This is a genomic window from Microcoleus sp. OTE_8_concoct_300 (assembly GCF_031383065.1).
GTDB lineage: Bacteria > Cyanobacteriota > Cyanobacteriia > Cyanobacteriales > Microcoleaceae > Microcoleus.
The window spans coordinates 1-20,730 of record NZ_JANMZH010000560.1 but is presented as its reverse complement, the minus strand read 5'-3'; the positions used below and the strand labels follow the sequence as shown (position 1 = coordinate 20,730).

Here is a 20,730-nt window from a genome sequence, read left to right as displayed (position 1 = left end):
TAGATTATTTGAATCCATTGAAAAACTAGAAGCACTGTTACATAAACTGTTAAATGAAGGAGGACTAATTATGAAATGGAACCGAAAAATAAAAAATAAAGGTAACTTAGTTAATGCAGTTTAGATGTCGAACAGCTTAGCGAAGTGATTCTTAGCAAAGAAATCTCACCCATTCAAAACTGGCCGTCTTTCCCTTCTCCTTAATAGCGTTGCCAGGAATGTTAGCGAAGCAATTCTTAGGAAAGCAATCTCACGCATTCAAAACTTGCCGCTTTCCCCTTCCCCTTCACCTTCCGTCAAGCAACCTCAGAATCGCAACGTTGGTGTTCCATCCGAAATATGTTAGCGTACAAACTAGCAACAATCTGTTTGCCTTCCTGCGTCAACTGCAAGTAATCGAGAGATTCACTGATGTGCGGATAAATGCCGCTCCAGTAAAACTTAGAGTAGCTTTGCAGCAAGTCGCCGGGGTGTCGGTAGCCCAAAAGTTTAGTAGCACCGCTTTCTTCCAACTCGTAAAACAGCGCGCCTATTTTCTGCAAATATTGCGGGTTGCTGAGCTGACCTATCAAGTCAGCACCACGAACTAAACTAGAGTAATTAACTGCATCCTCGTCAGTGTTGCCGTCCAGCACCGAGAAACGAGTCTGTTCTATGTTCTGCTTAATTATCTCAGCATTAATTAGCTTGTGGTTGCCGAAGCGCTCGTCAATGAACAATTTAGCTCTGTCAACTCGGTAAGGAGCTAAGCTAGCCGCTGTTGCACCGGGAGCAAGTGCAATTCTCATGTCATCTTTTCCCGTAGCATACAATCCTTCTGATTTTTGGTCTTGCCGGCAAACTCCTTTGACATATCCGATATCTTGGCACAGCAAAGAAATGATGAAGTGGAGCCAATCGTCGCAGGAAACTCCGCCTTTGCGAATGTGTTTTCCCCGCAAGATTTCTTGACCGACTAAGGTAATGCAAATGGCGTGTTCTACATTGTGATAAAGACCGTCGCTGTTGGCGATGTTTTCTAACGCCATTGCCCCTACCCAGGCAATAATGTCAGCATAGTCTGATTTGTAGCCTCCGTAAGTGCGCCTGTACCCGTTCTCAAGCTGTTCGATGAAAGCCTCGATCAGCAGTTCTGTAGAATTAAACATATCCTGTCCTTTTACCTTAATATTGCCTTTCAAGAGCGGTGAATCTATTTGGGAACCCTCTAATTTTATGGATGAGATTTTAACTCACAACTCATGCACCCCGTGTGTGTTGTTCGCCATCCCGTAGCAATCTCAAAACTCATTGACGCCACTACGCCCGGGGAGTCACGAAGCAATCTCGCGCCCGCCCTCAAAACTCCCAAGCAACTGGATCCCTCACTGACCCCCATCCGGGCCGTACTGCATAGAGTAGCCTGCTGACAATTTTTCCCTCGTCTGAACTTCGTGAAGTACCCCTACTTGCTTCGCTGAAGTTGGGGCTTCCAACATCAACTCAATTCAAGGACGGTCTTATTCGTCTTTGGAGCTTCCCGCCTCATCCGCCGATGCCTCTACACAGTCGTCTGTGTTTTGGTGTTACTCGCTGTCCACAGGCAGACCCTCGGCTTTTCCAAGAGTTATTTCTTTGTTTATTTGGCTGCCTTATGTTTGGACTTATCTTTCTACCACTGACACAGAGGGCTATCTCAGACTGAGATCAAAAGGGAATCCCATGCACACTTCTGAGGAACTATCAAGCTTTACTATAGAGAACGCCATGCAAGATAGCAACAAAAGTAGTATACAACATTATTACAATAGAACAAAACCATGTTGCTTCGCTTTTATTTATTGGTCAAAATTCATCCCCACCTTTTAGAAAGATAGGGAATTCTTTTGACACTCAGTTAAACTGTGAGAATTAATTGCATATTGAATAGGCTGGAACTGAGTCCGATCAATCTTACCGAATTTCCAAATGATCAAGTAAAGTTCGGAAATTCCCTATTCAGGAATATAAGCTTTGGTTGTCATCTGCGGTCAACTGAATGTAGATTTCTTATTGTCAGGCAATTTTAGATAACTTTATGTGATGTCTATCGGCCCTTGACTGTGATGGTGAGACTGTGATGCGATCTCCGGCTGGAGTTGATGGGCGTTGCCGACAAATGGTGATTCGATCGAAATATCGATCGTCATAAATTTTGCTGACGGTTATGACAAGCCTCACGGTTGCGTTTAGATCATATTATGTCACATATCATTCGCCCGTTGAGATCGCAAGTCGAAACTGGCAGCAAGGAAAGAAGTTCGACAGCCTTGCCAAATTCCTTGCCAAAGAAAGTCTAGTCATGTACAATATAGAGTCTGGTATCCTCACTTACCCATAATTATTTTCATTCATCCCGTCCCCCTAGAGGGGAAGGGACTTTCAGTGCGGATGCCGCTAAATCACTATATTCAGCAAAAAGCTAGAAATGCCGTAACTCATGCCCACTATTCAGCAACTCATCCGTTCAGCACGGGAACAAACGCAGAAAAAAACCAAATCGCCAGCTCTCAAGAGTTGCCCCCAGCGCCGCGGAGTTTGCACCAGAGTGTACACGACCACCCCGAAAAAACCCAACTCGGCGCTGCGGAAGGTGGCTCGGGTACGGCTGACCTCTGGTTTTGAAGTGACAGCCTACATCCCAGGGATCGGTCACAACTTGCAAGAACACTCGGTAGTAATGATCCGGGGCGGTCGGGTAAAAGATTTACCCGGAGTTAGATACCACATCATTCGCGGTACATTAGACACCGCTGGGGTGAAAGACCGTAAGCAGGCTCGTTCCAAATACGGGGCAAAGCGTCCTAAAGAGAAAAAATAACCAGGATCTCGCCCGTCGGGGTTGGGAAGCAACAATAAATCCCATCGCGCCGATCGATCGCACGCTCGATCGTCATAGATCGAGATCTGAACCCAAAACCCCAAACTCAATCATTCAAAATCAAAAATCCCCAATAGAACTATGTCTCGCCGCACAGTTATTCAAAAACGTCCAGTTCCGCCAGATCCAACCTACAACAGCCGGTTGGTAAGCATGATGGTGAGACGGATCATGCAGCACGGCAAAAAATCCGTGGCCTCCAGCATCGTCTACGACGCCCTCAAAACCATCCAAGAACGCACAGGGGCTGAACCGTTAGACTTGTTTGAAAAAGCAGTCAAAAACGCTACACCCCTAGTAGAAGTCAAAGCCCGCCGGGTAGGTGGTGCCACCTACCAAGTGCCAATGGAAGTGCGCTCCGATCGCGGTACCACTCTAGCCCTCCGCTGGCTGATCAGATTTGCTCGTGCTCGCACCGGCCGCTCGATGGCAGCCAAGCTAGCCAACGAACTGATGGATGCAGCTAACGAAACAGGCAGTGCCATTCGCAAGCGCGAAGAAACCCACCGCATGGCCGAAGCCAACAAGGCTTTTGCTCACTATCGTTACTAATTGCCAGCTCGAATGCAGGTCCAATTGAGCGAGCCTGTGGTATAAAAGCACAGGCGAGGGATTTGACGTTTTGAGTATTGAGATTGCACTGCGACTGGCAGCACTGCCCATGACGCCGCTCAAAAACTGCCTTCCTCAAAACTCAAAACTCACGCACTCTCTCGATCGCCAATGCCACATCCTTAATATTTTTGTGAACAAGTCTTGCAAAAAATATTAAAATGTAACAATACGCTCCATATACTTATGTTCTAAGTCGTAGCGATGACAAACAAAGTTATTATGTAGTATAGTTGTATTATAGCAACACAAACTCCAAGGAGGTAGCTGTGGTACGTATCGTCCCGCTAGAAAAAACTCGCAACATCGGCATCGCCGCCCACATTGACGCGGGCAAAACAACAACAACAGAAAGAATTCTGTTCTATTCAGGCATGGTTCACAAAATGGGTGAAGTGCACGATGGAACAACAACTATGGACACGATGGCGCAAGAGCGAGAGCGTGGAATTACGATTACTGCCGCTGCTATCACCACCAGTTGGAAAGATCACAAAATCAACATCATTGACACTCCTGGACACGTAGACTTCACGATCGAAGTAGAACGCTCCATGCGAGTGCTTGACGGAGTGATCGCAGTATTCTGCTCGGTAGGCGGAGTGCAGCCACAATCAGAAACAGTTTGGCGGCAAGCCGATCGGTACAAAGTACCACGGATCGTGTTTGTCAACAAAATGGATCGGATGGGCGCGAACTTCTACAAAGTCTATGCTCAAATTTGCGATCGAATGAGAGCGAACGCCGTACCCATCCAAATCCCGATCGGCAGCGAAGAAAACTTCCGGGGAATTGTAGACTTAGTGCAAATGAAAGCCTATATCTACAAGAACAACACCGGCACGGATATCGAGGAAGTAGAAATCCCCGATGAAGTAAAGGATCTAGCCGTAGAATACCGAACCAAGCTGATCGAGTCCGTAGCAGAAACCAGCGACGCCCTCACTCAGAAATATCTCGAAGGCGTAGAACTAACGGAAGACGAAATCCGATCGGCCCTGCGTCACGGTACTGTCGAAGGTACGATCGTCCCCATGCTGTGCGGTTCGGCATTCAAAAACAAAGGCGTTCAGCTTTTGTTGGATGGAGTGATAGACTATCTGCCGTCACCATTGGAAGTTCCCCCAATTCAAGGACTCCTACCCAACGGCGACACAGCAGAGCGGTTTGCCGACGACAACGCCCCCCTGTCAGCTTTGGCATTCAAAATCATGGCCGACCCCTACGGTCGCCTGACCTTCGTTCGCGTCTACTCCGGTATCCTCAAAAAAGGTAGCTACGTCCTAAACTCCACCAAAGACAAAAAAGAGCGGGTTTCTCGCCTAATTGTACTCAAAGCGGACGATCGGATAGAAGTAGAGGAACTCCGCGCCGGAGACCTGGGAGCAGCCTTGGGTCTGAAAGACACCTTCACAGGCGATACCATCTGTGAAGAAGGCTCGGAAGTGATTCTGGAGTCCCTGTTCATTCCCGAACCAGTCATCTCCGTCGCTGTCGAACCCAAAACCAAACAAGACATGGAGAAGCTCTCCAAAGCCCTCCAGTCGCTCTCGGAAGAAGACCCCACCTTCCGAGTCAACGTTGACCCAGAAACTAACCAGACAGTCATCGCCGGCATGGGCGAACTTCATCTGGAAATCCTCGTAGACAGAATGCTGCGGGAATTCAAAGTAGAAGCCAACGTGGGTCAGCCACAAGTAGCCTACCGCGAAACCATTCGCAAAGCCGTCCGCGCCGAAGGTAAATTTATCCGCCAAAGTGGCGGTAAAGGTCAGTACGGTCACGTCGTGATCGAACTAGAACCAACAGAAGTGGGAACCGGCTTTGAATTTGTCTCCAAAATTGTCGGCGGCACTGTACCCAAAGAGTACATCGGCCCTGCAGAACAAGGGATGAAAGAAGCCTGCGAATCAGGTATTGTAGCAGGATATCCCGTGATTGACCTCAAAGCTACTATGGTAGACGGGTCTTTCCACGACGTAGACTCCTCAGAAATGGCATTTAAGATCGCCGGTTCAATGGCGATCAAAGAAGCCGTAATGAAGGCGTCGCCAGTGCTGCTAGAGCCTATGATGAAAGTAGAGGTTGAAGTTCCCGAAGATTACATCGGGAACGTCATCGGAGACCTCAACTCACGTCGGGGCCAGATCGAAGGTCAAGAGACGGATCAGGGGATTGCCAAAGTTTCTGTAAAAGTTCCACTAGCAGAAATGTTTGGTTACGCGACCGACATCCGCTCGAAAACCCAAGGTCGAGGCATCTTCACAATGGAATTCAGCCATTACGAAGAAGTGCCGCGAAATGTGGCAGAAGCCATTATCGCTAAGAACAAAGGGAACTAATGATTTTAGATTTTAGATTTTGGATTTTGGATTGAATCCAAAATCTAGAATCTAAAATCTCAAGTCTAAAATCGCTAAAAGAAACAAGGAACAGATCAAGAATGGCACGCGCAAAATTTGAACGGACTAAACCCCACGTAAACATCGGCACGATCGGTCACGTTGACCACGGCAAAACAACTTTGACCGCCGCGATTACGATGACTCTCTCTGCACTAGGTCAAGCAAAGGCTAAGAAGTACGACGAAATCGACGCCGCGCCTGAAGAAAAAGCACGGGGTATTACGATTAATACTGCTCACGTGGAATACGAAACCACAGGTCGGCACTATGCCCACGTAGATTGCCCCGGACACGCTGACTATGTGAAAAACATGATCACCGGTGCTGCTCAAATGGACGGCGGCATCCTAGTAGTGTCAGCGGCAGACGGTCCCATGCCTCAAACTCGCGAACACATCTTGCTAGCTAAGCAAGTTGGCGTTCCCAGCCTGGTTGTCTTCTTGAACAAAGAAGACATGGTAGACGATGCAGAACTACTAGAATTGGTGGAACTGGAAGTTCGGGAACTCCTGAGTTCTTACGATTTTCCTGGCGATGACATCCCCATCGTGACCGGTTCGGGATTGAAAGCTCTCGAAGCGATGATTGCTAATCCCAAGACTGTAAAGGGCGATAATGAGTGGGTTGACAAAATTTACCAGCTGATGGAAGAAGTAGATTCTTACATCCCCACACCAGAGCGCGAAGTTGACAAGCCTTTCTTGATGGCTGTAGAAGACGTATTCTCCATTACTGGTCGGGGTACTGTTGCCACTGGTCGGATTGAGCGTGGCACAATCAAAGTCGGCGAAACAGTAGAAGTGATTGGCATTAAGGACACTCGCAGCACTACGGTGACTGGTGTGGAAATGTTCACCAAGTCGTTGGATGAAGGCTTGGCCGGCGACAACGTGGGTCTATTGCTCCGGGGGATTTTAAAGGCGGATATTGAAAGAGGCATGGTAATTGCCAAGCCCAAATCCATCAGTCCTCATACTCAGTTTGAATCTGAAGTTTACATCCTCAAAAAGGAAGAAGGTGGCCGTCACACGCCATTTTTCCCGGGCTATCGCCCTCAGTTTTACGTCCGTACAACGGATGTAACTGGTACGATCAACCAGTTCACTGCTGACGACGGCTCGGAAGCTGAAATGGTGATGCCCGGTGACCGCATCAAAATGACTGTTGAACTGATCCACCCGATCGCGATCGAACAAGGAATGCGCTTCGCTATCCGCGAAGGCGGCCGCACCGTCGGCGCCGGCGTTGTTTCCAAAATCCTCAAGTAGGAATCGACTAACACTCTTGGATAGCAGAAAAGCCACTAAATTTAATCAGGCTTTTCTGCTATTTAGTGATTAGTTATTAGTCATGAGTCCGCAGTTAGCCGTTAGCCGAAACACAACTGCAAACAGATAACAGACAACAGACAACAAATAACAAACTGAACCTAGAAAATTCAAGAAACAAAAATGGCAACAATTCAACAGCAAAAAATTCGCATCCGCCTCAAAGCTTTCGATCGCCGAATTCTAGACGCATCCTGCGAAAAGATTGTAGATACAGCTAATCGGACAGCAGCCACTGCGATCGGCCCGATTCCCCTACCAACAAAACGGCGGATTTACTGCTTGCTGCGATCGCCCCACGTAGACAAAGATTCTCGCGAACACTTTGAAACCCGCACGCACCGCCGGATTATCGACATTCACCAGCCTTCTGCTAAAACAATTGACGCCTTGATGAAACTGGATTTGCCAGCCGGCGTAGATATTGAAGTCAAGTTGTAAATTGACAGTTTGGGAAATAACAAAAAAAGGAACAAGGGAAAAATACTTTGTTCCTTTTTTTCATCCCTGGACGCAAGGCTAGTCAGAAACCAGTTTTAAAGTTGAGAAGACGATCGAGGTGTTGTAAGCTGGGTTGCTGGTAATGCTATGGTTGATAAAGTTTAAGAAAACCAGTTTTCTATCGGCAAATCTTGAAAGTTTGCATAATCAGCAACATTTCGTGTTACCAGAATCAGATTATTGACTTTAGCGATCGCTGCTATTTGTCCATCAGCATAAGATGGTGTAAGTCCGATCGGGATGAGTCTTGCTCGTTCTTGAGCGAACCACTCAGCCGCTTCTTGGGTGTAGGGCAAAATCGGTAATTTTCTTTTCACTTCTTCCTGAAGATAGGCTGCGATCGCGCGACGACGTTTAGAGTCGGGCATTCGATAGCAGCCTAGCAGAACTTCGTGCCAAACGATCGAGGCAATTGCTACAGTTGATTTTGCCTCAATTAGTTTAGTCATCACATTGGCATTCGGAATAGGACGAACAGGCTCGGAGATAATGTTAGTATCGAGTAAATAACGCAGCGTCATTCAAAGATGACCTCGCGCCCTGCAAAAGTTCGATCGCGAATTTCTCCCCAAATTTCATCAGGATTTAAACCTAGTTCGTGCAGTTGATATTTTTCACGAAATGCACAGAGAGATTCTCCAAAGCTAAGTTCGAGATGCTTCGGTTGTTTGCGACGCTGAATGTATTCGCGCAAGGCGATTTCCACTAGGGTTTCGATCGCCGTTTCTCCCGTAAGTTCGATCGCCTCTTGCAGCAGCGCCGTATCCACATTCAGGCTTGTCACCATTGGCTTTCCTCTTTTAACTGCTCTTTTATTATAGTAATGCTTAGGTCAGAAACCGGGTTTTTGCCAGCATACTTCGCCACAGCGCAAAAACTCCAAAAAACCCGGTTTTTTAGATCGCCCTTCCTCGCACCACAGCCCAGAAACCGGGTTTTTGCCAGCATACTTCGTCACAGCCGAGAAAACTCCAAAAACCCGGTTTCTTAGATCGCGATGCGCGCAACTCCCCCTTAAACTAAAAATACTGTCACAATAAAATGAAGACTAGCGAGAGATAAAGGGCATGACGCGAGAGGAGTTGTTGCAGTTAATCGATAAAGTCGCCTCCCAGAACCAGACAGAATTGGATTTGAGGGGGTTGGAGTTGGAGGAATTGCCGCCGGAGATTGGCAAATTGTCGAACTTGACACAGCTTTACCTCAGTTTCAATCAGATTACAGAAATTCCCGAAGAGGTGGGCAAACTGTCGAATTTGACACAGCTTAACCTCAGTGACAATCAGATTACAGAAATTCCCGAAGAGGTGGGCAAACTGTCGAATTTGACACAGCTTGACCTCAGAAACAATCAGATTACAGAAATTCCCGAAGTTGTGGGCAAACTGTCGAATTTGACATGGCTTGACCTCAGTGACAATCAGATTACAGAAATTCCCGAAGCTGTGGGCAAACTGTCGAATTTGACATGGCTTGACCTCAGTGAAAATCAGATTACAGAAATTCCCGAAGCTGTGGGCAAACTGTCGAATTTGACACAGCTTGACCTCGGTAGCAATCAGATTACAGAAATTCCCGAAGTTCTGGGCAAACTGTCGAATTTGACACAGCTTAACCTCTGGAACAATCAGATTACAGAAATTCCCGAAGTTCTGGGCAAACTGTCGAATTTGACACAGCTTTACCTCAGTAACAATCAGATTACAGAAATTCCCGAAGTTGTGGGCAAACTGTCGAATTTGACACGGCTTGGCCTCTGGAATAATCAGATTACAGAAATTCCCGAAGTTGTGGGCAAACTGTCGAATTTGACACAGCTTAACCTCGGTAGCAATCAGATAGCAGAAATTCCCGAAGTTGTGGGCAAACTGTCGAATTTGACACTGCTTTACCTCAGTAACAATCAGATTACAGAAATTCCCAAATTTGTGGGCAAACTGTCGAATTTGACACAGCTTTACCTCAGTAACAATCAGATTACAGAAATTCCCGAAGTTGTGGGCCAAATGGAGAAGCTGAAACAATTGGATTTGCGGGGTAATCCGATACCAATTCCGCCGGAAATTCTGGGCGAAAAGGAATTATATAAAGATCCTGGGGATTTGCGTACCATTCTCGATTTCTACTTCCAAACTCGCGACCCCAATGCTACCGAAGAACTCAACGAAGCCAAACTTTTGATTGTCGGCGAAGGCGAAGCGGGAAAAACCACCCTAGCAAACAAACTCCTCAATACCGACTACCAACTCAAAGAACGAGAACCCGCCACCGAAGGCATCGATGTGATGCGCTGGGAATTCCCACAACCCAACGGCAAACCTTTCCGCGTTCACCTCTGGGACTTTGGCGGACAGGAAATCTACCACGCCACCCACCAATTTTTCCTCACCGAACGTTCTGTGTATGTCCTCCTCGTCGATAACCGCCGCCAAAACCCCAATCTCTGCTACTGGCTGAGTATCATCGAACTCCTCAGCGACGGCAGTCCCGTCTTCCTCGTCCAAAACGAAAAACAAAACATCTGCTGTGAAATCAGCCTCTCCCAACAGCGGCGTGACTTTCGCAACCTAGAAAAAGATTACGTCACCAATCTCGCCACCAATCGCGGACTTGAAGCCCTCCAACGCGCCCTGCAAAACCGCATCACTACCCTCGAACACATCAGTACGCCCATCCCCAAACGCTGGGCAAACGTCCGCTATGTTGTGGAAAACTATTCCCAACGCCAAACCCATATCGAAGTCAGTGAATTTGTCAACATCTGCGTTAGCCAAGGTTTCAAAAAGTCCGATCGACCTGCGATGCTGAGTCTCAGCAAATACCTCCACGACTTGGGTATTATCCTGCATTTCCAAAAAGACCCCATCCTCAAAAATGTAGTTATCCTGCGTCCCGAATTGGCAACCAACGCTGTTTACAAACTCATCGGCAACAAAAAAATCACCGACAATGGAGAAGTCACCGACAACGCAGAAGTCATCGACAATTACGGGTATTTCACCCAAGAAAACCTGAAGCAAATCTGGCGCGACAAAGAATATCAAGACTTGCACGACGAACTGCTGCACTTGATGAAACACTTCAAACTGTGTTACGAAATCCCCTGCCAACCCGGACAATACATCGCCCCGCAACTTCTCCGCCTCGAAACGCCCAACTACGACTGGGATGACGCCGATAACCTGATTTTGCGTTACGAATACGACTTCATGCCCAAAGGCATCATTACCCGCTTCATCGTAGAAATGCACTTGTTAATAGACCTCTTGCAAAAATAACTAGGACGGGCAAGATGCCCATCCCACAAGAATTATTTTTTCTTGTGGGATGGGCATCTTGCCCGTCCAATAAATTTATGAAAAGGACTTTTGCAAGAGGTCTAATCTACCGCCCTCAATCTGATTTACCAAAGGGTAGGGGGGATATTGTCTGGCGCGATGGAGTCATCCTCGCCGACAATTACGCTAAAGCCGAAGTTATCGAGAATTACCACCAACGAGAAATCCGCATTCGAGTTTCTGGCAAGCGGAAAGAATTTCTTTTAGACCGTATCCGCCACGAACTCTGGAAAATTCATGCTACTTATGACGATCGCCTAAAATACAAGGAATTCATCCCCTGCAGTTGTCACCAATGCCAAGGCAGCCAAGACCCTCACCTCTACGATTTTGAAGAACTGCGCCGCCGTTTGGCAAACCACCGCTACGAAATCGAATGCTACAAATCTTATCAAATGGTTCAGGTGCGCCGCTTGATGGAAGATTTCCCGGATAATTTGCAACAATGGGAAGAGAAAGAGCGAATTTCTGGAATCAATAAACCTGACTCTGGAGATACTTCTAGCATTCAATTAAACATCAACATCGACGGTAAAAAAATGACTGACACTTCTTCCAAAACCAACACCTTCTACGGCCCGATATCTGGTGTTGCCGGCAGCGACAACGAAGTTAAAAACAATCAATTTACTCAAATCAATAATGCTAATACAGCAGAAATTTTGACATTAATTGCATTTTTGCGTGAAAATTGCGGGCAGTTTCCAAAAGATGTCCGCGATGATATAATTATCGATATCGAAGATGTCGAAGCCGAAATTCAAAAACCAGAAAACCAATGGAATAAAGACAGATTAAAGAAAAGTTTAAAAGCTATTGTAACGGCGGTGGCGGCGATCGGAGTTGGCATTGCAGGCGTCACAGAATTTGCCAATACGGCGATCGATGTTGGCAATAAACTGGGTATCGAAATCCAGCTACCGCCAGCGCGCTGAATAAGTTATGCAAGGCATACGCATCAGCCCAAAGAAACCGGGTTTTTTACTTAATTTGTGGGTAACAACCAATAATTTTGGGAAAAAACCCGGTTTCTGACCCTACGCATCAGCCCAAAGAAACCGGGTTTTTTACCTAATTTGTGGGTAACAACCCAGGATTTTGGGAAAAAACCAGGTTTCTGACCCTACGCATCAGCCTAAAGCCTCGATCGCCCGTGTCGCAAAAGCCCGATCGCTCTTGCGCCGGAATTACTCAAATCAGTTAAAGTAAGAAAAAGAAGCGCAAGTACCGTCACATTTGAGCGACAATGGCATCCTCTTCCTCTGTAGCAGTTCGCGAACTCCCCTTATTTCCGTTGCCGGAAGTGGTTCTATTTCCAGGTAGACCCCTGCCGCTGCAAATCTTCGAGTTTCGCTATCGAATAATGATGAACACGATTCTGGAGGGCGATCGCCGTTTCGGTGTGCTCATGTGGGACCCCAACCAAAACAAAGTCTCTGCCGTTGGCTGTTGCGCCGAAGTGATTCACTGCCAGCGCCTGCCCGACGATCGCATGAAAATTATGACTCTCGGCCAGCAGCGGTTCCGAGTGCTCGACGCCGTTCGGGAAAAACCCTATTTAGTCGGTCTAGTAGAATGGATTGAAGACGAACCGCCGCAAAAAGACCTCAGACCTTTGGGAAAAGATGTCGAACAACTGCTGAGAGATGTAGTTCGCCTCTCCAGCAAATTGATGGATCAGCCGATAGACCTGCCGGAAGACATTCCCAGTTTGCCCACCGAATTGTCCTATTGGGTAGCCAGCTACCTTTACGGTGCAGCGACAGAACAGCAAACTCTTTTAGAATTGCAAGATACTGCAGCTAGGCTCGAACGCGAAACAGAAATTTTGACTTCTACTCGCAATCACTTGGCAGCGAGGACTGTACTTAAAGATACGCTCAAGTAGCCAATTTGCCCAGGAAAAAAGCACAATCGATTTTGCCTGCATTGAAGCAAGAATTACACACAAATCATTCGATTTTCGATTTTCGATTTTTGATTTTCGATTGACTGATGAACTAAGGGTTTGGATCGCGGGCCTACAGTTCCATTCTTTTTTGGAACTGGTATCTGTTTAATTCTTAACTTCAAACAGGTTCGGATAGGTTCTTTATAGCAGTAAATGCTTGTGTTAGAAAATCTCGACCAACCGAAACCATACGATGCAGTTAGAGGCGGTCAACTGCCACCTCCTGTGGGCGGTGTCGTGCTCGGCGGACTAGCAGGAGTTAAACACCGGCTGTCTAGTTCTGTCAGCGAACATCGAATCGCCGCCCTGAGAGAGACATTGAATTACGGCGATGCAGGCTTAAAAATAGTCATCAAGATTTGTCAAAGCGAAACAGGGCCAGTGCAGCGGGCGGCCTGCGATTTGCTCCGAAAAAGACTCAGTTCGATCGCCCGCGAAAAATTACAGGCCTTTGTAGCTTCGAGTTCAGATTCAGAAGCTGAGGTAGACAGCAATCAAAAAATATTAGATCGCTCATCCGGTGCAGTCTCAGAAAAAAATGACGATCGGCAATTGTCCGAAGCAGAGTTAATATTTGAGACAATTACACAGCAGATGCAACCAAATTTGTTGCTGTTAGAAGCATTGGTAGCCTCTGTAGAGCGCGAAGAATTTACCAGCGAACTGATAAATTTTTGGGATCTGTTAATCTTAGAAATTCAGGAACCTCTCAAAGAACTGCGTCAGGCTGTTGGTAGCGCAATTTCCGCCCAACTGCGTATTCAGTGGCTGTACAATCAAGCTGAATCTCAAGCCAATCAGTGGCAGCAGCGAGCTTTGCTAGCTCTTCAGAAAGAGGATGAAAATTCAGTCCGCCTCGCCTTAGTTCGCAAGCAGATTCAATTCGATAAGGCGACAGAACTAAAAATTGACTTAGACGACCAAACTGTGCGAGTAGAAACTCTCAACCGGAACTTGCTGGCTTTGGAAAGTAAGATTGCTGAAGCTAATTCCCAGAAAGAGATCCTCAAGATGCAGCTTCACTTTGCTCGGGTACAGGAGCAAATAGACTTCACTTTCAGCCAAGTCAATAGTATATTTTTTAGTCCTTAGGTGTCGGATTCTCTGCTGATATATTGCCTAATCTCAAACTTGTCTCACGCAAAACTGTATTGTCCCACTGAAAATTGTTGCCTCATCTCGCTTAGCTCCTTCGAGATTAGCACCGCACAAAAATGCCCCGCTCAAATTAGCACCCCTCAAGTCAGCTCCTCTCAAGTCAGCGCCCTCAAGGTTACTTTCACACAAAAAAGCTTTTCTCAAGTTGGCTCTTCTCAGACTCGTTCCCCGCAGTTTAGCCTCGCTTAGATTGGCTTGTTCGAGGTTTGTATTGTCCAAGCAAGCATCTATGAGGTTGGCTTCCATCAGGTTTGCGGCGTACAAGGAAGCTCCCCTCAAATTAATACCAATCATTTTGGTGTCGCTCAAGTTGGCGTTTTCCAGGTTTGCCTCAATCATGTCAGCTCCTGTTAATCTCGCAAAAGTTAGATCGGCTTCGCTTAGGTTAGCCCCATTTAATTTGGTCATCACCAGGCAAGCATTCTTGAGGTTGGCAGCCCTTAAATTTGCCCCCGTTAGGTTGGCCAAAGCAAAATTGATTTCTTTGAGATTTCCAAAAGCTAGATTAATATGGATTAGGAAAGCTTCTCGCAAAGAAGCCTCTTTCAAGTTGGTTTCATGAAAATTTCTTTCTCCGGCTGCGTATCGCTTGAGAAGTTCATCAGCATTCATCTCGCCAGCCTCCTAAGTTTTACGTAAAAAAAAATATACTACTGACAGTATACACTGTAGCAACCAAAGATTTTTAAAGTTTCAGTGTGATTTTTTAATTCTTCGAGTGCCGATCGAACAAATGCTTGGCAGGCGTTAGCCTCAACGTCCATAAAGAAATATATTCTCCCCACGCCAAAAATTATTAGACTACTGACAGTACACTGTAGCAACCAAAGATTTTTAAAGTTTCAGTGTGATTTTTTAACTCTTCGAGTGCCGATCGAACAAATGCTTGGCAGGCGTTAGCCTCAACGTCCATAAAGAAAATATATTCTCCGAGCGATCGTTTAGTCGGTCTTGATTCAATCCGACTTAAATTAATATTGCGACTGGCAAATACTTGCAAAGGTTTTACCAGTGCTCCTGGCATATTGGCTGGTACGCTAAAAGCTAGTGAGGTATGGGTGCAATTAGACGGTGAAGCATCGAGGATCAACTTAGCAGCAGATTTTGTGGTGGATTTAATCGATGAGCGCTCCGCTGGTTCTACGTTGGCGATTTCTCCAACACTCGTGCTGAGTACCCAAAATCGAGTGTAATTATCGGGATAATCATTAATGGGGTGAGCTAAGACTGGCAAATTGTAAAGTTCAGCCGCTCTTGGCGAAGAGATCGCGGCTACCTTTGTATCTTCCAGATATTGCAATGCTTCCGTGGTTGAATTCGCCGGAATCAATTGAGCTGAGGGCATAAACTGACCCAACCATAACTGACACTGAGCTAGCGCTTGCGGATGAGAGTAAACTTTTTGAATCTCGTTAAAATTTTTAGCATTAGACACCAGCGCGTGGGAAATTGGCAAAACTAAGGCGTGTTGAATGCGGAGTTGATCGAGTCGCCACAGTGTATCTAGGGTGACAGTCACGCTGCCTTCGATCGAATTTTCGACAGGCACAACTGAATAGTCAACCTGCCCGAAGGCCGATGCCTCTAGCGCCTGGGAAATAGTGGAATAAGGACACAGGGTACATTCAAAGTTAGTTTCTTGGCTCAACCAATTGACATAAGCTAGAGCGGCTGTTTCTGCATTTGTACCAACAGGGCCCAGATGTGCGATCGAAATTTTCATTTAGAGGCTATTTTAGGTTACAAATGTTTGCTTTACTCTCATCACCTAGCAAGTATGATGAAAAATTAGCGATGTCCCGAAAGCTTTTATCAGTGATTTCTCGGATGACATTGCTGGGTGCGCGACTTATATCACCTTAAAAAACGTGATAGTTTATTAAGATATGCTTAGGAATCCTATACTTTGATATTTTCTCATGTACACCCGCTTTAATGCTTCCCAATCCGTTGAGATCGCCGTACCAGAGGAACGGGTTCCCATTCAACATTATCTGCGCCAGCCGAGGCGACTGGTGAACGCCCTCGTCGATCAAAGTCGCACAGAGCAGCTAACCGATGAGTGTTTCCGGCTGAAAATGCGGCCGTTACAATTTATGATGCTGAGCATTCAACCCACAGTAGACATGAGGGTGTGGGCTGAGTCGGACGGCACAATCAATTTGGAGTCCGTCGCCTGCGAAATTCGTGGCGTGGGTTATATAAACGATCGCTTTGCTCTCAATCTCAAAGGACAGCTTTGTGTACACCAAAGCAGCGGGGTAGCATACTTGAAGGGAAAAGCGGATTTGGAAGTGCAAGTAGAGTTACCGCCACCGTTTTGGCTGACGCCCAAAGCAATTTTAGAAGCAACGGGCAACGCTTTGCTCAAGAGCGTACTGGTGAGCGTCAAACAGCGGTTGATGTCTCAGTTGCTCTCGGATTACCGCCGGTGGGCAAGCAACGAAACTGAGGTAATATCGATCGATCTCCCCCAAATCTTATCTTTAGAAGGGTGAGATCCTACTAGAGAAGCTGTTAATTAATTTATATAGCGGTTCGAGCGCGTGGTGAGGTATGCCCTATGCCCACCCAGGCCTATGCCCACCCAGGCCTATGCCCACCCAGGCCTATGCACGTCGGGTACCTCATGTTACTGAGAAAGGCTATAGGCATATTTAGGCAAAAATCAGGCCAGTTACCGAAAAATTAATTAGTTAGATAATCGAATTGCGTAGCTTGAGCTTTGTTTGAGTTGGCTTGCAGGAATACATAGCTGCGGGTCAGTCAAGATCGATTTGAGTCATCCCTCCCTGTTCATCGTCTTCGATGATTCCCACACCCCGAGGTTCTGCTGTTGACCTGTCTTTTGAAACTTCGTCCTTTTGGCGGAGTTCGCGCTGCGGTGGCCTGGTTATTTTGCCCGGTTGATTCGTTGCGCCCACGCGAATCCTGATTTTTGGTCCGGAATTGCCCAAGCGAATTGTCATCCCGTCCACAACAGACACCTGAGCGATCGGTCTATCATCTACATAAGTGCCGTTAGCACCAAAATTAATAATTTTCCAGTCATTCCCGTGATTCCACAGCTCTACGTGGTGGCGGGAAACTACAGCGCTGTAAATAATTACATCATTGTCGTTCGATCGACCGATCCGAACCACCGGTTCTGATTCAAAACACCAACTTTGAACCGGGACAGACTGGATAGGATGTAACAGAGTTAAGGTAATCACTGATGTTTTGACACTCCGCCGCCAGACAGAAAGGGGGATGCTCCCAGATAGATTTTTTGGGATAAAACCGCAAAAAATTTGATTTTTAAAGGCGCGGTGAGTGCGCCACTATTCCTTCGCTGTGCCGTAAGAGTTGAACTTTTGGCTGCTTGAGGCATTGGAACAAACTTTTGATCCTTAGCTTGGGGCGCCGGGGCAACTTTTTGCTGTCGGAGGTAACAACCAAACACGATGTTATTAATCTGGTGAACTTCCCAGTAATTGACAGCCGTCTCAACCGCTTGATTAATTGGGTCTGGGATGGAGCGATTGCGCTTCGGGGTGAGCCGCTCAATTCGATCGGCCAAATAACCATTTTCCCGCTGACGAACCAGAGAATTTAACTCAGACCCGCGGTGGTTGCACCGCTGATTCGAGTGCTCGATTTGGCCACAGTCAACGATCGACGAATCGCTGTTGGTGGAAACAGTAGTTAACCAATTATGAATGCTGGGGTCTCTAGATAAAATACTTGTGGGTTGTATCAAACAGCATAGGTCTTTTGGAGTTGCTAACATTTTCCTTTTTGATGCGATACATTTAAAATACAATGCTTTGAGGATCACTGCAATTGTGAGCGAGAACGCCTCAATCTCCTACACCGAAAATACAGATCGACCTTCCTGGCGCGCGCCACCCCCACAAGGCGATCGGCAATTAGTCTCCGGGCGATCAATAAGGCAAAACTTCAGCTCAAATCCGACTCGGGCGGCTCCGGACCCGGCTCTGGCGGGGCAGATTCATGCCTTTGTCGCTTCAACTCTGCAACTTTTTCTTGAGCTACATCCCTGACTTCTAGAGCTTTATCTTGGAATTTTTCCGCCAGACTTTGAGCGCCCCGCTTCACCCCTGCCACATTTTTGAGAGTTTTGTCGAAATCTTCGTGTAAAAACTCTGCTACCAGACCGACTTTTTGGTGCAGTCCCTCCGCGTACTGCTGGGGTTCCGATACAGCAGCTTCAGACACGATCGCCCGCTTGCTGCCGATCGTCGAAATAGCTGCCACCGGTAGCAAGTAAATCCCGTCTAAAACGCCGCGCCAGCCGCTCGATTTAAACAAGTAGTGGATCACTGTACCGGTCCGGACATCAAATAGGTAGTCAACCACCGTACCTGCCTTATTCCCGGAGTCGGTGAGGACCTCAAGCCCGATCGGACAAACAGCTTGTTCCGGCTGATGCAATTGGGGCAGTTCCGGGTTAATGGTGACAAAAACATTTTCGCCCACCGTCTCAACTTGCCCCCAAGCGAACCAGCGTTTTTTGTTGCCCAAAAGTCCTGACTTGCAAGTAAAGCCGATCGCCCGTTGGGAGTGAGGATCGAGCCAAAGCCGATCTACCCTGCCGACCTCTTCCGCCGTTGAGCGGTCGATCGTGCGACGGTTGAGCAGTTCGCTGCGCCTAACAATCTGTTGTGATGTACTCATAAATAAACTCCTGAGTGCCGCGATCGTGAAAAATGTCGATCGTCCAAAGATCCCGCTTTAATATTCTTCTTCCGCAAAATTGCGAGTATTCTCTGCCTCCGTTAACTCCTCCTCTTCTTTGGAAGTGCCAACTTCTTGTTGGTCGGGAATAGGAATAGTGCTAAGAAGCGCGCCGCCGGAAGGATCGTGAATTGCCTTAGCATCCCTTGGCTTGACGCTAACAACTCCTAACTGGACTGAGGACTGATGCGGGCCGACGTTGATTTGAATTTTCGGACCAGACCGAGCCAAGTGAACGATCAGACCGTCCACAACAGGAACCTTAACGATCGGCTTACCATCGAGGTAAGTGCCGTTAGTACCTAAATTGATCAGTTCCCAAGTTATGCCGCTGCGCCGCAATTCGATGTGGCGACGAGAAACCACAGCGCTAAAAAGAACGACGTGGTTCTCCGTCGATCGCCCTAGCCGGACGACCTGCTCGTCTTCAAAGGTCCAACTGCGGACGGGTATAGACTGGAGTGGATGTAGCAAGGTCAGCTTAATCACATTGGCAGCATTGAGTTTTGGTAGAGCCCCTCAAGATGCGATTTTAGATTTTAGACTTTCGATCGCCCAATCCAAACTCGATCTAAGAGATTTGAAATAAAAACGTAACCAGGTCTCCTTTGCCCAGAGATATGCGGTCTCCCGGCCGCAACCTGTGTCGGTTTCCCTGGGGCAGCGGAGTATTGTTGACGTAAGTGCCGTTGGAACTGCCTACATCTTCTAGGTAGCAAGCATCTCCCTCCACCCGGAGATTTGCGTGTACCCGAGAAACTATCTCAGAATTAGCAAATCCGGAAACATCAATATCCGGCGGCACTAAGTCATTTGGCTTGCCTATGTGAACCACAGACAGACTGGGAGGCAATTCCATCGGCGTATTTGTCTGAACGTGTAGCAGGCGCGCCGACTGCTGTTGCAGTTGAGTTTTAGCTACACCTGCTGGCTGAGGGCCGCGAACCGGGGGAGAGGTATTTACTGGTGTTGCCACCGATTCAGTTGTAACAGGAACCGAGGGCGAAGGCGGGGGATCTGGAATCGTAGGAATACTGGGGGGAATTTTTTCCAAGTTGGGCCCCTTATTTAGGGTAACTAGAGGTTCCATTGGCATCAGGGGTTCGGTTGGCGCTAAATCCGGCGCCCGTGACGATACCACTGTCGGACCCACCGGCGAGGGGGACTGTACTTTCACCTCAACTTCTGGAACTATGGAACCCGGACGCAAGTTAAAGCCACACTGACCGCAAAATGCTGCATCTGTCTGAACTGCTGCACCGCAGTTCGAGCAACTTGCGGTAACAGGTAAAGGCGTGTAGCAAGCCTCGCACTGGCTGGCCCCGTCGGGGTTCTGGTGATTGCAATTGGGACAGACAATCATCGATTTCTCCTTGCTATCGGCCAGATTTTCAAATCAGCCTCATCAAAAATTTGGGTTTGAAACCCCGTCCTTTTAGGACGGCTTTACATTGGATGGGGGGAGGATTAGTCCCCCTTTTCTTGCTTGCTACCGCCTTGAATATACTGACGACGTTCGACGTTTTGTATTCGCATGAACGCCTGGACAGTTACAGGCTCGTGCTTTTTACCTGTACGCATAGCAAGTGGCTGTAAGCCCGTGTGTATATATCCCTTCGCCGCTGACTATCCGAGAGGTTAAAAACTAGGGAAGCATTCTTAACGTCGCTTGGTGTACCACCACCATATAGTTCAGCTTGTCTCGAAGACCCAGGCTAGACACTGGTTTGGCCTCAAATTAAGAAGGTGGTGAGTCTTCCGCTTTCAAGCCCCATCCCTTTAGGGTGGGGTTAGTGAC

General features: G+C 47.3%; 20 protein-coding genes. 10 read left to right on the top strand and 10 right to left on the bottom strand.

All coding sequences use genetic code 11. The features are described from left to right. Positions 1-296: 296 nt before the first annotated feature. Positions 297-1,148 (bottom strand): Npun_R2479 family HD domain-containing metalloprotein, encoded by an 852-nt coding sequence (locus ACUVJL_RS25860; RefSeq protein ID WP_445248456.1) that lies wholly within the window; start codon positions 1,146-1,148, stop codon positions 297-299. A 1,310-nt stretch (positions 1,149-2,458) separates the two neighbouring features. Here ACUVJL_RS25860 and rpsL point away from each other — a divergent pair. The 5 genes from rpsL to rpsJ all read left to right on the top strand — a co-directional run bounded on the left by rpsL (position 2,459) and on the right by rpsJ (position 7,685). Then, positions 2,459-2,839, top strand: coding sequence for a 30S ribosomal protein S12 (gene rpsL / locus ACUVJL_RS25855; RefSeq protein WP_172186436.1), 381 nt, complete (start codon positions 2,459-2,461; stop codon positions 2,837-2,839). 141 nt (positions 2,840-2,980) lie between these two features. Continuing rightward, complete coding sequence (gene rpsG / locus ACUVJL_RS25850) at positions 2,981-3,451, top strand: 30S ribosomal protein S7 (protein WP_006632196.1); 471 nt, start codon at positions 2,981-2,983, stop codon at positions 3,449-3,451. Between the two features lie 329 nt (positions 3,452-3,780). Beyond that, complete coding sequence (gene fusA, locus ACUVJL_RS25845; protein WP_445248455.1) at positions 3,781-5,853, top strand: elongation factor G; 2,073 nt, start codon at positions 3,781-3,783, stop codon at positions 5,851-5,853. Positions 5,854-5,954: 101 nt separating this feature from the next. Continuing rightward, positions 5,955-7,184: an elongation factor Tu gene (gene tuf / locus ACUVJL_RS25840; protein WP_445248454.1), complete on the top strand. Its 1,230-nt coding sequence runs from the start codon at positions 5,955-5,957 to the stop codon at positions 7,182-7,184. A gap of 183 nt (positions 7,185-7,367) precedes the next feature. Next, positions 7,368-7,685, top strand: a complete 318-nt coding sequence (rpsJ, locus tag ACUVJL_RS25835) for a 30S ribosomal protein S10 (RefSeq protein WP_006632193.1) — start codon at positions 7,368-7,370, stop codon at positions 7,683-7,685. A 161-nt stretch (positions 7,686-7,846) separates the two neighbouring features. Here rpsJ and ACUVJL_RS25830 read toward each other — a convergent pair whose 3' ends face one another. Further along, complete coding sequence (locus ACUVJL_RS25830) at positions 7,847-8,266, bottom strand: type II toxin-antitoxin system VapC family toxin (RefSeq protein WP_445248453.1); 420 nt, start codon at positions 8,264-8,266, stop codon at positions 7,847-7,849. After that, positions 8,263-8,532 (bottom strand): type II toxin-antitoxin system VapB family antitoxin, encoded by a 270-nt coding sequence (locus tag ACUVJL_RS25825; protein ID WP_445248452.1) that lies wholly within the window; start codon positions 8,530-8,532, stop codon positions 8,263-8,265. Before ACUVJL_RS25825 ends, ACUVJL_RS25830 begins: the two co-directional genes overlap by 4 nt. 280 nt (positions 8,533-8,812) lie before the next feature. Here ACUVJL_RS25825 and ACUVJL_RS25820 point away from each other — a divergent pair, with 280 nt between their 5' ends. The 4 genes from ACUVJL_RS25820 to ACUVJL_RS25805 all read left to right on the top strand — a co-directional run bounded on the left by ACUVJL_RS25820 (position 8,813) and on the right by ACUVJL_RS25805 (position 14,126). Continuing rightward, complete coding sequence (locus ACUVJL_RS25820) at positions 8,813-11,023, top strand: leucine-rich repeat domain-containing protein (RefSeq protein ID WP_445248451.1); 2,211 nt, start codon at positions 8,813-8,815, stop codon at positions 11,021-11,023. Between the two features lie 77 nt (positions 11,024-11,100). After that, on the top strand, positions 11,101-12,018 hold the full coding sequence (locus ACUVJL_RS25815) for a hypothetical protein (RefSeq protein ID WP_445248450.1): 918 nt from the start codon (positions 11,101-11,103) through the stop codon (positions 12,016-12,018). A gap of 311 nt (positions 12,019-12,329) precedes the next feature. Next, positions 12,330-12,971: an LON peptidase substrate-binding domain-containing protein gene (locus tag ACUVJL_RS25810; RefSeq protein ID WP_006632192.1), complete on the top strand. Its 642-nt coding sequence runs from the start codon at positions 12,330-12,332 to the stop codon at positions 12,969-12,971. A gap of 216 nt (positions 12,972-13,187) precedes the next feature. Further along, positions 13,188-14,126: a PspA/IM30 family protein gene (locus tag ACUVJL_RS25805; protein ID WP_445248449.1), complete on the top strand. Its 939-nt coding sequence runs from the start codon at positions 13,188-13,190 to the stop codon at positions 14,124-14,126. Positions 14,127-14,159: 33 nt separating this feature from the next. Here ACUVJL_RS25805 and ACUVJL_RS25800 read toward each other — a convergent pair whose 3' ends face one another. Both ACUVJL_RS25800 and pheA read right to left on the bottom strand, forming a co-directional pair. Further along, positions 14,160-14,804, bottom strand: coding sequence for a pentapeptide repeat-containing protein (locus tag ACUVJL_RS25800; RefSeq protein WP_445248448.1), 645 nt, complete (start codon positions 14,802-14,804; stop codon positions 14,160-14,162). 184 nt (positions 14,805-14,988) lie between these two features. Next, positions 14,989-15,915, bottom strand: a complete 927-nt coding sequence (gene pheA / locus ACUVJL_RS25795; RefSeq protein WP_445248447.1) for a prephenate dehydratase — start codon at positions 15,913-15,915, stop codon at positions 14,989-14,991. Positions 15,916-16,111: 196 nt separating this feature from the next. On the opposite strand from pheA, the gene ACUVJL_RS25790 reads away from it, so the two are divergent. Further along, positions 16,112-16,690, top strand: coding sequence for a DUF1997 domain-containing protein (locus tag ACUVJL_RS25790; protein ID WP_445248446.1), 579 nt, complete (start codon positions 16,112-16,114; stop codon positions 16,688-16,690). Between the two features lie 264 nt (positions 16,691-16,954). On the opposite strand, the gene ACUVJL_RS25785 is transcribed toward ACUVJL_RS25790, so the two are convergent. From ACUVJL_RS25785 to ACUVJL_RS25765, 5 genes are all read right to left on the bottom strand, one after another. Next, positions 16,955-17,407, bottom strand: a complete 453-nt coding sequence (locus tag ACUVJL_RS25785; protein ID WP_445248445.1) for an FHA domain-containing protein — start codon at positions 17,405-17,407, stop codon at positions 16,955-16,957. Next, on the bottom strand, positions 17,404-17,964 hold the full coding sequence (locus ACUVJL_RS25780; protein ID WP_445248444.1) for a hypothetical protein: 561 nt from the start codon (positions 17,962-17,964) through the stop codon (positions 17,404-17,406). Before ACUVJL_RS25780 ends, ACUVJL_RS25785 begins: the two co-directional genes overlap by 4 nt. A gap of 170 nt (positions 17,965-18,134) precedes the next feature. Beyond that, positions 18,135-18,872 carry a PRC-barrel domain-containing protein gene (locus tag ACUVJL_RS25775; RefSeq protein ID WP_445248443.1) on the bottom strand — a complete coding sequence of 246 codons (738 nt, stop codon included), beginning with the start codon at positions 18,870-18,872 and terminating at the stop codon, positions 18,135-18,137. A 57-nt stretch (positions 18,873-18,929) separates the two neighbouring features. Continuing rightward, positions 18,930-19,421 carry an FHA domain-containing protein gene (locus ACUVJL_RS25770; RefSeq protein ID WP_445248442.1) on the bottom strand — a complete coding sequence of 164 codons (492 nt, stop codon included), beginning with the start codon at positions 19,419-19,421 and terminating at the stop codon, positions 18,930-18,932. 82 nt (positions 19,422-19,503) lie between these two features. Beyond that, positions 19,504-20,295 (bottom strand): FHA domain-containing protein, encoded by a 792-nt coding sequence (locus tag ACUVJL_RS25765; RefSeq protein ID WP_445248441.1) that lies wholly within the window; start codon positions 20,293-20,295, stop codon positions 19,504-19,506. Between the last annotated feature and the right edge of the window lie 435 nt (positions 20,296-20,730).